We start from the raw sequence: 16184 nt of genomic DNA on the forward strand, positions 1-16184 counted from the left end.
AATTCCTGTTTTTAAATCACATTCACTTCGGCTTCGATATGGATGCCAAAAGTTTCAAAAACGGTTTTTTGAACTTCTTTAGAAACCGCTAAAATTTCCTGTCCAGTTGCATTTCCGTAATTCACTAAAACCAAAGCTTGATTCTTATGAACTCCTGCATCTCCAAAACGTTTTCCTTTAAAACCTGCCTGTTCAATAAGCCAACCCGCAGGAACTTTAACTTCTGTATCTGAAACTTCATAATATTTCATTTCAGGGAATTTCTGATGGATTTTCTCAAAATCAGATTTCAGTAAAATCGGATTTTTGAAAAAACTTCCGCTGTTTCCTAATTCTTTCGGATCTGGCAATTTACTTTGTCTAATGGCAATTACAGCATTACTCACATCTTTTAATGTTGGTTCTGTAATGTTGTTTTTGGCCAATTCTGCCAAAATATCTCCATAAGAAGTATTGATTTTATGATTGCGTTTGGTTAATTTAAAAACAACCGAAGTAATAATGTATTGGTCTTTTACTTCATGTTTGAAAATACTTTCGCGGTAGCCAAAATTACATTCTGCATTATCGAAAGTTTTCAGTTCTTGAGTTGCAATATTCATAGCTTCGCAAGAAACAAAAGTATCTTTGATTTCAGTTCCGTACGCGCCAATATTCTGAACTGGAGTTGTTCCTACGTTTCCAGGAATTAGCGACATATTTTCTAGACCGCCAAAATTATTGTCGATTGTCCAAAGTACGAAATCATGCCAAGTTTCTCCAGCCTGACTTTCAACCCAAACAAAATCATCGTCTTCTTTTGTGATTTTTTTGCCTTTTAAATCAATGTGAATAACCAGCGCCTGAATATCTTTCGTTAAAAGCATATTGCTTCCGCCTCCTAAAATGAACTTTTTCTCGTTTTTGTTTTCTTGTAAAATTGTCTTTAGTTCAGCAATAGAATGAACAGCAACAAATTGTTTAGCACTGGCTTCAATGCCGAAAGTATTATATTTTTTTAAAGAAAAATTGGATTGGATTTCCATAAATAAAAGGCTTTTTAATCTGTGTCAAAAGTAAGGATTATAAGTTTTGGTTTAGCCTGTAAGGGTGTAAAGTTTGTAAAAGCTTTTATTTAAAATGTGAAACTTAACATATTTGCTTTTAATCAGATTTCGTTTTTTTGTAAGTTTGAACTAGTTAATAGCGCATAATCATGTCAAAATCAATTATTAAAAACAGAGCATTCTTTTTTGTAATTCTAAATGTGTTTTTATCAATTTCCTCTTTTGCTCAAAGTGACATTGTCGGGAAATGGAAAACAAGAGACATAATTGGATATACTGATGTTGCAGAATATTCTTTAATAAAAGAAAAAGAACCTGATAGTGGACGTACTGTAACATTCAACTTAGATGGTACATTTTCAAGCGGTGAAACAATGCAATGTCTTACGGGTTGTTTTGCTTTTACCTCGGGAACTTATGCAATGGTTGATAACGATCACATACATCTGACTGTGGAGGACGTTCGTTTTGTTGGCTTCACATGTGGAATGAATAAAAGACAGAAAGAAGATTTTATTAAAGATTTAGGCGTTTTTTATATTTATAAAGAAGGAGATAAAATTCGTTTAATTCCAAGTAGTGGAGTTTTGCAGGATGATAGAGATGAAATGCTGTATACTCAAATGGCTAATAATTTTTACAAAGAATGGAGAAAGTATGATTATGTATGGCAAAATACAAATGGAAATAATCAGCAAGAAATTATAAACGATTGTATTGATTCTAAAAAGCAGATTGTTTTATCTAATTGCAAAGTTGTTTTTTCTACAAAAAGAGATTTAGAAGAATTTCTAATTTTGAAAGATGATAAAGAATTTCATTATGTAATTTATGATTCTCATAATAAAAAAGTCTCTTTAGCGTATCCAAAAAATAAAGGCTAATATTTTATATATAAAAGGTTATAATTTATTTAGCGTTCTTCGCGTAAAAAAAACTTTGCGTTCTTTGCGGTTAAATATTTCGCAAATCAAGTAATTCGTGATATTTCTCCGAAATAACCTTCATGTTAATATTATAATTCGCATTTTCCTCCACAAATTTTCTGTTTCGAATAATCGCTTCATTTCGCAATTCGGGATTTTCAAAAGACCAGATTAATTCTTCGGCCAGCATTTCGATATTATCAATTTCAATTAATTGACCATTTTCGCGATGTGTTATCCAGCTTTGATTTCCAGGAATATCAGAAACAATAGGAAAACAATTAGAAGCCATCGCCTCAAACAAAGAAGCAGAAACTCCCTCGGTAATTGGCATACTAATATAAATATTCGATTGCTGTAATAATTTTGGAAGTTCCGTATTCGGGATTCTTCCTGTAAAAATCACTTTGTTTTCTATTTGTAGTTCTTTGGCTAAATCTTTCAAAAACTGCAATCTTGTTCCATCTCCAACAATTGTAAGAGAAAAATCTATTCCTTTTTGGTTTAAAATTCCAAAAGCTTTTAGAATAGAATCGTGTCGATATTCTGGCTGAAGCGAACGTGTAACAATCGCTTCAATTTTATTTGAATTATTAGTAGAAGGAGTAAAAAGTGATAAGTCAATTCCTTTTGGAAGAACTAATACTTTGTTCATGTCAACGCCAGTTGCTTTCATGTGAATTGCCATAACTGGTCCCCAAGCATGAATTAAATGTGCTTTTTTAAAAGCATATTTCTGAATGAATTTTTTATAAGGATATAAAACTGAAGTTTCGGGCCATAAATCGGTTCGACCTTGTTGCGCGATCGCAATGGTTTTAGATCCAGATAATGCAGCAAGAAAACCGTAACTGGTTGTTCTTTCGGCAATAACCATATCGGGTTTTTCTTTTCTGATTGTTTTTCGAATAGAAAAAGGAGCAAAGAAATACTCTAAAATACGTTTGAATCTTTTATTATTTGGCGTTTGAAGTTCCCAAGTAATAATTTCAAAATCGCCAAATTCTTTCAGACCTTTCATCCAAGTAATAGCGTCAGCACGGTAAGATTCTCCAAGAAAAAGTATTTTCCTTTTCATTCAGTTGTTATTTTTTGCCACAGATTAAAAAGATTAAAAAGGATTTTGCAGTTGCGAAAAATTAATCTGTGAGAATCTGTGAAATCTGTGGCAAATAAAACTAAAATTCTTCAGTATCCAAAGCGCGATTGATGAATTCGTTTAGAGGTTTTAAAGCGATAAGTTTTTGGCTCATTTTCTTTACAAAATCTTTCTCCATCACTTCAGAGACATTATAGACTTGAGTTGCTGTAAAACTTTTTAATTTTAAAAACTCAATTGCAGGATGATCTTTTTCGTAACCGCGAGGCATGCTTTTAAGTGAATTGTTTTCGTTTATGTCTAAACTTTCAAACTCTTTTTTGAAGTTTTTATCATTTAAAATTTCCTGTAAATCATCATAGAAAAAAGCAATTTCTTTACGGACTTTCTTTAAGTCTTCCGCTTCAGGCGAATAAAATCCACCGGCAATAAAACTTGCACCTTTTTCAATATGAACATAATATCCGGCGCGGTTCAAACCTTTTGTTCCGCCAGACATCCAGATTCCTAAATGTGCTTTGTATGGCGATTTGTCTTTAGAAAAACGAATATCACGGTTAATTCTGAAAGTACAGTTTTTAACTTCCAACAATTCTAATGAAGGATCAAGCGGTTTCATGGCATCAAGAAAATCACTTACCAATTGATGGTAATCTTTCTTGAAAACTTCATATCTCTTTTTATTTTCCTGAAACCATTCGCGATTGTTGTTTCTTTTTAAATCGTCTAAAAATTGCAATGATTCTTTCGTTAGCATATTCCTTAAATATTTATTGCAGTTGTTTTTTAAATTTTGCTCAGGCTAATTTAATGATTTCTATTTTGGGATTGATCCTGAAAACTGATACAAATTGTACCAATTTTAAGACTTATAAATTGAAGATTTTATAAGTCTGATGCGTCGATTTTACAATCGCTTCGGTTCTTTCTGGATGTGTATCAGATATAAAAAGCTGTCCGAATGTCTCGCTATTTACCATTTCTATAATTTTGGCAACACGCGTTTCGTCCAGTTTATCAAAAATATCATCAAACAAAAGAATAGGTTTTACACCGCTTTGTTTTTTCAAAAACTCGAATTGAGCCAATTTTAAAGCAATTAGAAATGATTTCTGCTGACCTTGAGATCCGAATTTTTTTATTGGATGCGAATCAATCTCAAAAGACAAATCATCTTTATGAGTTCCAACAGTTGTATAATGTAGCGCTCGATCTTTATTGATGTTTTCCTGCAAAAGCGTTAAAAGGTCTTTTTCGAACAAATGACTTTCATAAACCAACTGAACCTTTTCCTCAGATCCAGTTATCGCCTGATGGTGTCTATTAAATATAGGTATAAACTGCTCGAGAAAATCTTTTCGTTTTTCAAAAATAGATTTTCCGTAACCTTGCAATTGTTCATTATATATAGACAAGGTGTCGTTGTCAAAAACATGATTTAGGGCAAAATATTTCAAAAGAGCATTTCGCTGCGTAATCACTTTTTGATAATTTATCAATTCATGCAAATATGTAGAATCTAATTGCGAAATCACGCTGTCCATAAATTTACGGCGCGTTTCGCTTCCTTCAACGATCAAATCTCTATCTGCGGGCGAAATAATAACCAACGGAATAAATCCAATATGATCGGAGAATTTGTCATAAGGTTTTCCATTTCGCTTTAAAACCTTTTTTTGTCCTTTTTTTAAACTGCAGACAATTTGTTCTGTTCGTTCATTCTTTTCCAGTTCAGCATCAATGACAAAAAACTCTTCGCCATGTTTGATATTTTGAACGGCAAGCGGATTAAAATAGCTTTTTCCGTAAGCTAAATGATAAATAGCATCAAGCACATTGGTTTTGCCAATACCATTTTTTCCCACAAAACAGTTGATTTTGATGTCAAAATCAAAACTTGCTTCAGAAAAGTTTTTATAATTGAATAAAGAGATTTTGTTTAAATGCATTTTTCGGGACTCCATGTGAAAAATTTACCGTTTTCGACCAGTAAAATTTTGAGGCTGCAAATTACCGAAAATTATCGATATAATTGGCTTTACGGTATTCTTCAGCCGATTTATTTTGACGCTTTCGCGGAAGGACAAGAGAATCATGAAAATATTTTTTTTAAAATAGTGATAAAATTGATTTTTTTTGCCTCAGTTTCAAGAAAAATTTTATTTTTGCCGTTCACTAAATAATTTTTAAATGGCAACTTACAATAAAAGAGGATATAAGACACCAAAAGAAAAGGAAGTAAAAGAAGTTACTGAAGAACAACAAGTAGTTATTGACGAGAAAGACAGCACAACAGCTGGAGTTTTCTCAAAATTAGACGAAACAGCTTCAAGAACTGAGGATTGGGTGGCTAAAAATCAAAAAATCATTATTGGTTTAGTGGCTGGTATTGCTGTTGCTACAATTGGATATTTGGCTTACCAAAAATTCATTGCAACTCCTAAACAAGAAGAAGCTGCAAGCGAAATGTTTGTTGCTCAACAAAATTTTGAAAAAGCTGTAAATGGTGTTTCTAGCGATTCATTATTCAAATTATCATTAAACGGTTCTGAAGGTAAATTCGGATTTATTAAAATCGCTGACGAATATTCTGGAACTGACGCTGGAAATTTAGCAAACTACTATGCTGGTATTGCTTACTTAAATACTGGTAAATATGATGAGGCGATTAAATATTTAGGTGAATTTAAATCTGAAGACGTTATCTTAAGCGCTTTAGCTAAAGGTGCAACTGGAGATGCTTACTCTCAAAAAAATCAGCAAAAAGAAGCTCTTGATTTTTATGTGAAAGCTGCTGAGTCTAACAAAAACGATTTTACAACACCTCGTTTCTTATTAAAAGCAGGAAAAACTGCTTTAGCTTTAGGACAAAAAGAAGATGCATTGAAATATTTCAATGACATTAAAGATAATTACGACAGTACTCCAGAAGCAGCATCTGTTGATGCTTTGATCGGATTAGCACAATAATATTATTTGTAGAGTTAAGATTTTAGATTTTAGATTTGTATTTTTACAATCTGAAATTAAAAAACTAAAATCTTAAATATAAAAGATGGCTACTGAAAATAAAAATCTATCAGAATACGATAAAAACACAATCCCAAATGCGAAAGACTTTCGATTTGGGATTGTTGTTTCTGAATGGAATGATACTATAACAGAAGGACTTTATAATGGTGCTTTTGATGCTTTAACTGATTGTGACGTTCCTGCTCAACAAATTATCCGTTGGAATGTTCCAGGAAGTTTTGAGTTGATTTATGGAGCTAAAAAAATGCTTCAAACGCAAAAGGTTGACGCAGTTATCGTAATTGGATGTGTGATTCAAGGAGAAACAAAACATTTTGATTTTGTATGCGAAGGTGTTACACAAGGAATTAAAGATTTGAATGTTCAAACTGATATTCCAGTTATTTTCTGTGTTTTAACAGATAATAACATGCAACAGTCAATTGATAGAAGTGGGGGAGCTCACGGAAACAAAGGGACTGAAGCAGCAATTGCGGCAATCAAAATGGCTTATATTCGTCAGCAAGCCTCAATATCTCATGCTTTCAATCAGCCTTTATTGACTTCTGGGGCGTTGCAAATTGAAGATTCTCCTAGAAAAATAGAGAACGAATAAAACACATTTGTTTTAAAAATATTAAAACCTATACTGTGTCACAATAGTATAGGTTTTTTGTTTTTTTTATGATTATTCTTATTCTAAAAGCCAATCAAAATTTACTAAATTTGTACTTCTTGGTTTATAAAAACCGAATTTAAACTTTAAACTTATTTTTGCTTAATGTCGAGTATTATTCAATTGCTTCCTGATCACGTTGCTAACCAAATTGCTGCTGGAGAAGTGGTTCAAAGACCAGCTTCAGTCGTAAAAGAGTTGTTAGAAAATGCCGTTGATGCAAAAGCAACTGATATTAAATTGATTATAAAAGATGCTGGTAAATCTTTAGTCCAAGTTATCGACAATGGCGTTGGAATGACCGTTACAGATGCACGTTTGTGTTTTGCCCGTCATGCAACTTCAAAAATCCGTTTGGCAGAAGATTTGTTTTCACTTGGAACAAAAGGTTTCCGCGGTGAGGCTTTGGCTTCTATTGCTGCGATCGCGCATATGGAGCTGAAAACCAAACAAGATCAGGACGAGCTTGGAACGCATATTATAATCGAGGGAAGTAAATTTGTTTCGCAAGAAGTGGCTGTTTTGCCAAAAGGAACTTCGTTTGCGGTTAAAAACTTATTTTTTAATATTCCTGCTCGCCGTAATTTCTTAAAATCAGATACGGTTGAATTTCGTCATGTAATGGATGAATTTCAGCGTGTGGCATTAGCACATCCAAATATTCATTTTAGTTTTTATCATAACGGAAGTGAATTATATAATCTTCCAGCATCAGGTTACCGTCAGAGAATTGTGGGTATCATGTCTGGAAAAACTAATGAAAAACTAGTTCCTGTAAACGAGGATACTGAAATTATAAATATTCAAGGTTTTGTATGCAAGCCTGAATTTGCTAAGAAAAATAGGGGAGAACAGTTCTTTTTTGTAAACGATCGTTTTATAAAAAGCGGTTATTTGCATCACGCAGTAATGTCTGCTTATGATGGATTGCTGAAAGATGGTTCTCAGCCAAGTTATTTCTTGTATCTGCAAGTGCCGCCAAATACTATTGATATCAATATACATCCAACTAAAACGGAAATTAAGTTTGATGACGAACAAGCATTATATGCAATTTTAAGAGCGTCTATTAAACACAGTTTAGGACAATTTAACGTTGCGCCCGTTTTAGATTTTGATAGAGATGCTAACTTAGATACGCCTTATCATTATAAAGACATGGAAGCAGAAGTACCTACGATTCAGGTTGATGGGACTTTTAATCCGTTTACAGATGATAAAACGAATCAGCATTACAGCAAAGCTAGCTCTGGAACGTCATCAAGTTACAGTTCAGGTTCGTCGTCTTCTGGGTCTGGATCATCTTACTCAGGTTCGTCTTATTCAGGTTATTCAAAAAGAGTAGAACCAACTGCAAGCTGGGAAAGTTTATATGTTGGCTTAGATACTGAAAATCCGGAAAGTATAGAAAGTTCGCCTTTTACATTCGAAAATGAAGAAGTAACATCTTCTTTATTCAATGATGATGAGGTAGAACAAGCGACTCAAAAGACGTATCAAATTCATAAAAAATACATTGTTTCGCCTATAAAATCAGGAATGGTTATTGTAGATCAACAGCGTGCGCATCAGCGTATTTTGTACGAACAGTTTTTGCTGAATATGACGGTAAATCAAGCAGCAAGTCAGCAATTGCTTTTTCCTTTGGATTTGTTTTATTCGGCATCTGAAATGAAGTTAATCGAAGAATTAAAACCTTCGCTGGCAACAACAGGATTTGTTTTTGACGAAAGTAAAATAGACCATGTTGTGATTTCAGGAATTCCGGTAAATATTACCGAAAGTGAAGTCCCTTTGGTGATCGAACAGTTATTGAGTGATTTGCAAGACGGAATTCCAGCGAACAGTTATAGCCAAAATGATACAATTGCCAAATCGATGGCCAAAAGTTTAGCGGTTAAAACGGGATCTTATTTAACCGAAAAAGAACAAGATAATCTAGTAAACGGTTTGTTTGCTTGTAAAGATCCAAATATTTCACCTTTTCAAAAACCTACCTTCATCACGATGCGTGTGGAAGATATAGATAAAAAGTTTGCATTATGATGAATATTACACCAGTAGTTAAACAACTGCTAATTATAAATATTATATTCTTTATTGGCTCTCAGTTAGTGCCAGTTTCGTATGATTATTTAATGATGTATTATCCAGAGAGTGATAATTTTAGAATGTGGCAGATCATTTCACACATGTTTATGCATGCGCCATTACCTAATTTTGCTCACATTTTATTTAATATGTTTGCATTATATAGTTTTGGTTCTGCATTAGAGCATTTTTGGGGCGGAAAAAAATTCTTGTTTTTCTATATTTCATGCGGATTAGGTGCGGCATTACTTCATACTGGTGTGAATTATTTACAGTTACAATCTCTTTTAAGTTCTGTATCTGATCTGAATTTATCTAAATCAGAACTTCATTTGATTTTAAATGCAGATTATTCTTCTCTATTTGATTCTAGCGGAAAAATGGTTCAGGGAGAAGTTTCTAATATTTTAAGTAAAGCACATTGCACTCAAGAGCAATTTAATTCTTTGGCTCAGGCAAGTTCAATAGTTCAGTCACCTGTTTTAGGAGCTTCTGGAGCAATTTATGGCTTACTTACAGCTTTTGCATTTATGTTTCCAAATGCGCAGCTTGCTTTATTGTTTATTCCTGTTCCAATTAAAGCAAAATATTTTGTTCCTGGAATTTTAGCAATTGACTTATTTTTAGGATTTAAAGGAAGTTCTTTGTTTGGTAGCGGTGGAACTGGAATTGCGCACTTTGCCCATGTTGGTGGTGCAATTGCAGGTTTTTTAATGATGCTTTACTGGAAAAAAAATCAGTTTAATAACAATCGTTGGAATTAATTTTTAACTTTAAAGTACGAATTATAAAACAAAAAAAGTTTCTATGAATATTCTAGACGATTTAAAATTACAGTATAGATTGGGGGGTATTGCTATGCGTGTTATGTATTGGAACATCGCATGTTTTATTGTATCTCTTATTTTTTTCTATCAATTTTCAATTGGTCAGTTTGATTTTCCTAGCTGGATTGCTTTGTCATCCGATCCTCAGGTTTTCATGTTCAAACCGTGGACACTTTTAACCTATGCTTTTTTTCACGACGGATTTTTTCATCTGTTATTTAATATGATGGTTCTTAATTTTGCAAGTACATTGTTTCTAACGTATTTCACTCAAAAGCAATATTTAGGATTATATCTTTTAAGCGCTCTTTTTGCTGGAGTAGCTTTTGCATTAAGTTTTTATTTTTCTAATATCAGTGGCTCTATTGTGGGGGCTTCGGCGGCTATTATGGCAATTTTAGTAGCAGCAACGACCTATTCTCCGTTAATGGATGTTCGACTATTTTTATTTGGAAATGTAAAACTTTGGCACATTACAGCAGTAATTATAATTTTAGATTTAATGCAGTTCCGTTTAGGAAACATGGGCGGACATATTTCGCATTTGGCTGGAGCATTCTTCGGATTTGCGTACATTAAATTACTTCAAAACGGTACCGACTTAAGTACCATTGTTTCTAAAACTTTAGATTTCTTTGCAAATCTTTTTAGAAAATCTCCTTCGACCCCATTTAGAAAAGTTCATAAAAATTACAAAAAACCTACAGAAAAAACGACATCAAGAATTGTAACAAAAGACAAAACGCAACAACAAATTGATGAGATTTTGGATAAAATCAGCCAATCAGGATATGATTGTCTGACAAAAGAAGAAAAAGAGTTTTTATTTAAAGCTGGAAAATAAACTTGTAGGAGATAAATATGAAAAACCTTTCTTGGTTTAATAAAGTAATGTTCTTTTTGAACATAGTCCTAACTGTGCTTACATTTAGCGTCTATGTTTTACCTTTTTTAGCACCTAAAAGTTTCCCACTTTTATCGGTGCTTACTTTGTTTATGCCAGCCTTTTTTGTGGCAAATGGATTGTTCTTTGTTTATTGGGCAATTCAGTTTAAAAAACGCCTTATTTTATCTGGTCTGGTTTTGCTGACAGGAATTACATTTATCAGTAAGTTTTATAAATTCTCTGCTAAAGAGTATGTGGAAGACGAAAAAGATTTTTCTGTAATGAGTTATAACGTACGTCTTTTTAATGTTTTTAAATGGCTAGACCGAGATGATATTCCGTCAAACATAAAAGCTTTTATAGACGAAAAAGATCCAGATATTTTATGTATCCAAGAATATTCAAATTCGGCGCATTTGGACTTAAAAGTATATCCGCATCGTTATATTTTTATTGATGGAAAAAAAATCAAAACAGGACAGGCTATTTTTTCTAAATTTCCTATTATCGAGGAAGGAAATATTGTTTTTCCAAAATCAGATAACAATGTAGTTTATGCTGATATTAAACGCGGAAAAGATATTATACGTGTTTACAATATGCACTTGCAATCAATTAAGATTTCTCCTGATGTAAGTGAAATATCAGATGATATTGATAATGTAAACCAAAAGAAATCGCAGCGTATTTATGGCAGAATCAGCAAAGGATTCGAGCAACAGCAAGAACAGGCTGAGATTTTTAAAGAGCATATCAAAAAATGTAAAACTCCAATGATTATTTGTGGAGATATGAATAACAGTCCGTTTTCGTATGTTTATAGAAATATCAAAGGAAAGCTAAAAGATGCTTTTGAAGAAGCTGGCGGAGGTTTTGGCGCAACTTATAAATTCAAATATTATCCTGCTAGAATTGACTACATTTTTACAGATAGTAAAATGAAAGTAAAGGAATTTGAAAGTTTTTCTGACTTCGAAAATTCAGATCATTATCCGATTATGACAAGACTTTCTATGGAATAATTTATTAGCCGAAAGTTAAAAGTGGAAAGACAAAAGTTAAGGGGATTATGAGAATTCATAACTCATAACTTACAATTCATAATTTATATGATTTTCTGTGTTTTTAGGTAATCAATAGCAAATTTCCCTTCGTTAAAAAGTAAGTCTAAAACACTTAAATTATTGATGAAACCGTGTTTGTCATCAAAAACCTGAGTATATTTTTCGAAAGAATTAGTGTCTTTTTTTCCATTTGCTAAATACCTGAAATCTGTAAAGTCTTGTGCTTCGTGAAAGTATTCAGTTGTTCTTCCGAACTCTAATTTCATTCTAAGGCATTTTGTTACGGTGTCAAAAACTTCGAAATTAAGATCCATTAAAAAGGTGTGCTTTTTCTCGAAAATAGTCACAATGTCGTCTTCAAAGTACTCAAAGAAAGGAGAACTTCTATATGCAGCTTCTAATGATTTAAAATGCTGTTTCTGCCAATCAAATTCATTTTCGATCAAAATGTCTTTTGTCTTTTGATGCGTTTCTTTAGAATGCTTAACGGGTATGTTTAATAATTGAATTCCGTTTGGACTATAGATATAGGTTCTGTTTCTATTAGTCTGTTTCTGGAAATTATCTTCCATTTCAAAAGTAATGCTGTCAGATTGCGCAATTACAGCAAAATGACTAATTGATGGGAAATAAGTTGGAAGTATTAAGGAATTCATGATGATTTAAGTTTAATCGGTAAATCGTTTAACCGTACTTTTTGAGAACGATTAAACGATTTTACAGTTTAACGAATTAACGTTTTATGCTTTATTTTCTCTTCTCTTTTTCCAGATAAAATCTCCTACGAAATAGATAGCAAGAAGTATTAAGAAGTATTTAAAGTAAGAGTGAGGTTGGCCTTCACCATCTACAGTTGTAAATACTCTGCTCCAGCGAACTTTATTGATGCCTTTTCCGTTGGTATCCCAACTCATCCAAATGAAAACTGGTTTTCCTACGATGTGATCTTCAGGAACGTATCCCCAATAACGGCTATCTTCAGAATTGTGACGGTTATCTCCCATCATCCAATAATAGTTTTGTTTGAAGGTGTATGTCGTTGTTGGTTTTCCGTTAATTAAAAATTTAGAACCTTCTAAAGCTAATGTATTTCCTTCGTAGTTTGTAATGATTTCTTTGTAGAAAGGAAGTGATTCATTTGTCAAAGCTACCGTTTTTCCTGCTTGAGGAATATAAATTGGCCCCATGTTATCTTGGTTCCATCTGTTGATATGAGGGAAGATAGCATTGTTATTTCCTTTATCAACCTGTCTTATTACAGCAGTAACTCCGGGAGTGTTTTTAAATCTTTCAGCGCCAGCTTCTGTCAATGCACCTAAGAAAAGTGTATCTCTTTTTTCTGTTCTAAAACCTGCTGGATCTGTAATATCTAGTTCTTTGAATAGATTTTCGAAATCAATAGAAGTTTTTCCGTCTAAAGCGACTAAATAAGAATATTGTGGTTTAGCTCTTTCTGGTAAAACTAATTTTTTCCCGTTAATGTAAACAAAACCATCTTTTATTGATAAACTGTCTCCAGGGATACCAACGCATCTTTTTACGTAATTCGATTTTTTATCGATAGGTTTGATAACGCCTGGTCTTCCTTTTGGCTCAAAGAAATAATGAACCGTATCGACCGGCCAGTTGAAGACAACTATGTCACATCGGTTTATTTTTTCGATTGCTGGTAGTCTAAAATATGGTAGTTGAGGCCAGCTTAAATAAGATTTTCTTTTAGTTAAGGGTATAGAATCGTGAACCATTGGTAAAGCTACCGTTGTCATTGGTACTCTAGGGCCGTAATTTATTTTGCTCACAAATAAGAAATCACCAATTAGCAAAGATTTTTCTAAAGATGATGTCGGGATTGTGTAAGGCTGTACAACATAAGTGTGTACCAAAGTTGCTACAATAATAGCAAACAGCAAAGAACTAATAGTGTCAGCTGTCTTGTTTTCGGGAGTTAATTTACGGTCTTTATTATACTCTAATTTCTGAGTATAATTGACAACATAGATGTAAAAACCTAGAGTGAAAAGACCTAAAATAGTATCTAAAGTTGATCTTTTACCAAAAGTTCTTAAAGTTTCTACCCATACAACTGGAAACATAATTAAGTTGATAATCGGAATAAAAAGCAATAAGGTCCACCATGTAGGGCGCCCGATAATTTTCATTAATACGATTGAATTGTATACCGGAATTGCTGCTTCCCAGCTTTTTCTTCCCGCTGCCTGATATAATTTCCAAGTTCCAAGGAAATGGATGATTTGAACAGCTAAGAAAAATACGAACCAAGAGTAAAGTGTCATAATATTGTATTTTAAGTTTTAAATTCAGGATTTTAGCAATCCAAAACTTTATTCAATTTATTGTAAGTTTAGTACATCTTTCATTGAGAAAATCCCTTGCTTTCCAGCAAGCCATTCTGCGGCAACAACAGCACCAAGAGCAAAACCTTCGCGGTTGTGTGCAGTGTGTTTTATTTCGATACTGTCAATAGGAGAGTCATAATTTACGGTGTGAGTTCCAGGAACTTCTCCAATTCTTTTTGCTTCAATACGAATTTCGTTTGCTTTAGCATCTTCCATCGTCCAATTAGCATAATTGCTGTTTTGGATTACACCTTGAGCTAAAGAAATCGCAGTTCCGCTTGGAGCATCCAATTTGTGGATATGATGAATTTCTTCCATTGAAACTTTATAAGAATCAAATTGTTTCATGATTTTTGCTAAATATTCATTTAAGCCAAAGAAAACATTTACTCCCAAACTGAAGTTTGAACTAGAAATAAAACCTCCTTTTTTCTCATTGCAAAGCGCAATCATTTCATCATAATGTTCTAACCATCCAGTTGTTCCTGAAACTACAGGAACATTAGCATTGAAAGAAGCAGAAATATTACTTACTGCCGCTGATGGAACGCTGAAATCAATGGCAACATCAGCTGTTGAAAGTCCGTCATAGGTATTAAATTCATCTTTTCTTAAAACTATTTCATGACCTCTTTCTAAAGCAATTCGTTCAATTACTTTACCCATTTTTCCGTATCCTAAAAGCGCAATTTTCATTATGATATATTTTTGATTTTTTTTAATAGAACAGATCTATTAAAACTTATAATTAAAAGTTAGTCCGACATTTGGTTTAAATGTTACGTCGGCGGGGTAAATTTCTGGTCGCATTGAAAGCCTTTCGTTTACGTTAAACTGTATCAAAGCTGCGTCGACATTGGCGTCAATAATGTTTAAAACATAAAATCCAACAACAAATAAAGCAGATAGATCTCTATTTCTTTGGTAAAATTTCTGTCCAGCGATAAGTCGGTCATCATCAAGAAATTGATAATCGTCATCGTTATAGCCTTCTAATCTTCTTTTGTAGGCATCACGATATTCGTGGTACTTTTTGTTGTTGTCTATGTAGAAATACAAACTTGTTCCGATTGCTCCATAGACCAACGGAATTTTCCAATATTTTTTATTGTATGCTTGGCCTAAACCTGGTAAAATAGCAGAATAAAAAGCTGCTTTTGCTGGTGTAAGCGGATCTATTTCTTGTAATGCAGTAGTGTCTTTTACGACCAAAACCGTGTCTTTTTTTACCTGGGCAAAAAGAGAAACGGTTCCTGTTAGAAAGAACAATAGACCAATGGGGACAATCTTATTCACTATCCGTTTATTAATTTTATAATTCTGTTAAAGTCAGCTTCAGAATTAAATGGAATTGTAATTTTTCCTTTTCCGTTACCGGCAACTTTTATATCAACTTTTGAGCCAAAATAATCGTTGAAAGTATTTTTCTGAGTTTCTCTAACAACAAATGCAGAATCAGCTTTTGGTTTTCCTTCTGCTTTTGGTTGCTGACCTTCATGGTAATTTTTAACTAAAGCCTCTGTTTCACGAACAGATAAGTTTTGGCTAACTATTTTTTGGTAAATATCAGTTTGAACGTCTAAATCTTCGATGTTGATAATTGCTCTACCGTGTCCCATACTAATAAAACCATCACGAATACCTGTTTGGATAATCGGATCTAATTTTAATAGGCGTAAGTAGTTGGCAATTGTCGAACGTTTTTTTCCAACTCTTTCACTCATTTGTTCTTGAGTTAATTGAATTTCGTCGATCAAACGTTGGTATGATAAAGCAATCTCAATTGGATCTAAGTCATGACGTTGGATGTTTTCAACCAAGGCCATAACCAATGATTCGTTGTCATTTGCAATACGAATGTAAGCAGGAACGTGTGTTAAACCTACTAATGTAGAAGCACGAAGACGACGTTCTCCAGAGATTAACTGGTATTTATTAAAATCTAATTTACGAACAGTAATAGGTTGAATTACCCCAAGTTCTTTAATAGAAGTGGCTAATTCACGTAATGATTCTTCATTAAAATTGCTTCTAGGCTGAAACGGATTTATCTCGATCGCGCTTATTTCCAATTCAATGATATTTCCAACAACTTTGTCAGCATTTTTGTCTTCTACTGATTTAATGTCGTTTTCCGGATCTTTCAATAAGGCAGATAATCCTCTTCCTAAGGCTTGTTTTTTAATTACTTTTGTCATAA

General features: G+C 33.1%; 16 protein-coding genes. 7 read left to right on the plus strand and 9 right to left on the minus strand.

The window, feature by feature from the left end; all coding sequences use genetic code 11:
- Nucleotides 1-11: 11 nt before the first annotated feature.
- Nucleotides 12-1025 carry a UDP-N-acetylmuramate dehydrogenase gene (murB, locus tag DM444_RS08730; protein ID WP_111285694.1) on the minus strand — a complete coding sequence of 338 codons (1014 nt, stop codon included), beginning with the start codon at nt 1023-1025 and terminating at the stop codon, nt 12-14.
- Nucleotides 1026-1195: 170 nt separating this feature from the next.
- Here murB and DM444_RS08735 point away from each other — a divergent pair, with 170 nt between their 5' ends.
- Complete coding sequence (locus DM444_RS08735; protein ID WP_111285696.1) at nt 1196-1930, plus strand: hypothetical protein; 735 nt, start codon at nt 1196-1198, stop codon at nt 1928-1930.
- Between the two features lie 70 nt (nt 1931-2000).
- Here DM444_RS08735 and DM444_RS08740 read toward each other — a convergent pair whose 3' ends face one another.
- From DM444_RS08740 to recF, 3 genes are all read right to left on the minus strand, one after another.
- The gene (locus DM444_RS08740) at nt 2001-3050 is read right to left on the minus strand and encodes a glycosyltransferase (RefSeq protein WP_111285697.1); all 1050 of its coding nucleotides are present in this window, start codon (nt 3048-3050) and stop codon (nt 2001-2003) included.
- 100 nt (nt 3051-3150) lie between these two features.
- Nucleotides 3151-3828 carry a DUF2461 domain-containing protein gene (locus DM444_RS08745; RefSeq protein WP_111285699.1) on the minus strand — a complete coding sequence of 226 codons (678 nt, stop codon included), beginning with the start codon at nt 3826-3828 and terminating at the stop codon, nt 3151-3153.
- A 112-nt stretch (nt 3829-3940) separates the two neighbouring features.
- Nucleotides 3941-5020 (minus strand): DNA replication/repair protein RecF, encoded by a 1080-nt coding sequence (gene recF / locus DM444_RS08750; RefSeq protein WP_111285701.1) that lies wholly within the window; start codon nt 5018-5020, stop codon nt 3941-3943.
- A 241-nt stretch (nt 5021-5261) separates the two neighbouring features.
- On the opposite strand from recF, the gene DM444_RS08760 reads away from it, so the two are divergent.
- From DM444_RS08760 to DM444_RS08785, 6 genes are all read left to right on the plus strand, one after another.
- A complete protein-coding gene (locus DM444_RS08760; RefSeq protein WP_111285705.1) occupies nt 5262-6041 on the plus strand; it encodes a tetratricopeptide repeat protein in 780 nt (259 codons plus the stop codon).
- A gap of 85 nt (nt 6042-6126) precedes the next feature.
- Nucleotides 6127-6699 (plus strand): 6,7-dimethyl-8-ribityllumazine synthase, encoded by a 573-nt coding sequence (ribH, locus tag DM444_RS08765; RefSeq protein ID WP_111285707.1) that lies wholly within the window; start codon nt 6127-6129, stop codon nt 6697-6699.
- A 165-nt stretch (nt 6700-6864) separates the two neighbouring features.
- The gene (mutL, locus tag DM444_RS08770) at nt 6865-8805 is read left to right on the plus strand and encodes a DNA mismatch repair endonuclease MutL (protein ID WP_111285709.1); all 1941 of its coding nucleotides are present in this window, start codon (nt 6865-6867) and stop codon (nt 8803-8805) included.
- A complete protein-coding gene (locus DM444_RS08775) occupies nt 8802-9614 on the plus strand; it encodes a rhomboid family intramembrane serine protease (protein ID WP_162614940.1) in 813 nt (270 codons plus the stop codon). The genes mutL and DM444_RS08775 overlap by 4 nt, the downstream gene beginning before the upstream one ends.
- A gap of 43 nt (nt 9615-9657) precedes the next feature.
- A complete protein-coding gene (locus tag DM444_RS08780; RefSeq protein ID WP_111285711.1) occupies nt 9658-10521 on the plus strand; it encodes a rhomboid family intramembrane serine protease in 864 nt (287 codons plus the stop codon).
- A gap of 17 nt (nt 10522-10538) precedes the next feature.
- Nucleotides 10539-11585 carry an endonuclease/exonuclease/phosphatase family protein gene (locus tag DM444_RS08785; RefSeq protein WP_162614941.1) on the plus strand — a complete coding sequence of 349 codons (1047 nt, stop codon included), beginning with the start codon at nt 10539-10541 and terminating at the stop codon, nt 11583-11585.
- Between the two features lie 83 nt (nt 11586-11668).
- Here the strand turns inward: DM444_RS08785 and DM444_RS08790 are convergent, their stop codons facing one another.
- From DM444_RS08790 to DM444_RS08810, 5 genes are all read right to left on the minus strand, one after another.
- Complete coding sequence (locus DM444_RS08790) at nt 11669-12283, minus strand: WbqC family protein (protein WP_111285713.1); 615 nt, start codon at nt 12281-12283, stop codon at nt 11669-11671.
- An 84-nt stretch (nt 12284-12367) separates the two neighbouring features.
- Entirely contained in the window at nt 12368-13921 is a 1554-nt protein-coding gene (lepB, locus tag DM444_RS08795; protein WP_111285715.1) for a signal peptidase I, read from the minus strand.
- Between the two features lie 57 nt (nt 13922-13978).
- Nucleotides 13979-14680 (minus strand): 4-hydroxy-tetrahydrodipicolinate reductase, encoded by a 702-nt coding sequence (gene dapB, locus DM444_RS08800; RefSeq protein WP_111285717.1) that lies wholly within the window; start codon nt 14678-14680, stop codon nt 13979-13981.
- Nucleotides 14681-14719: 39 nt separating this feature from the next.
- Nucleotides 14720-15280 (minus strand): DUF5683 domain-containing protein, encoded by a 561-nt coding sequence (locus DM444_RS08805; protein ID WP_111285719.1) that lies wholly within the window; start codon nt 15278-15280, stop codon nt 14720-14722.
- A complete protein-coding gene (locus DM444_RS08810; protein ID WP_111285721.1) occupies nt 15280-16182 on the minus strand; it encodes a ParB/RepB/Spo0J family partition protein in 903 nt (300 codons plus the stop codon). The genes DM444_RS08805 and DM444_RS08810 overlap by 1 nt, the downstream gene beginning before the upstream one ends.
- Nucleotides 16183-16184: the final 2 nt, after the last annotated feature.

The organism is Flavobacterium ginsenosidimutans, from assembly GCF_003254625.1.
In the GTDB taxonomy this organism is placed as follows: Bacteria; Bacteroidota; Bacteroidia; order Flavobacteriales; family Flavobacteriaceae; genus Flavobacterium; species Flavobacterium ginsenosidimutans.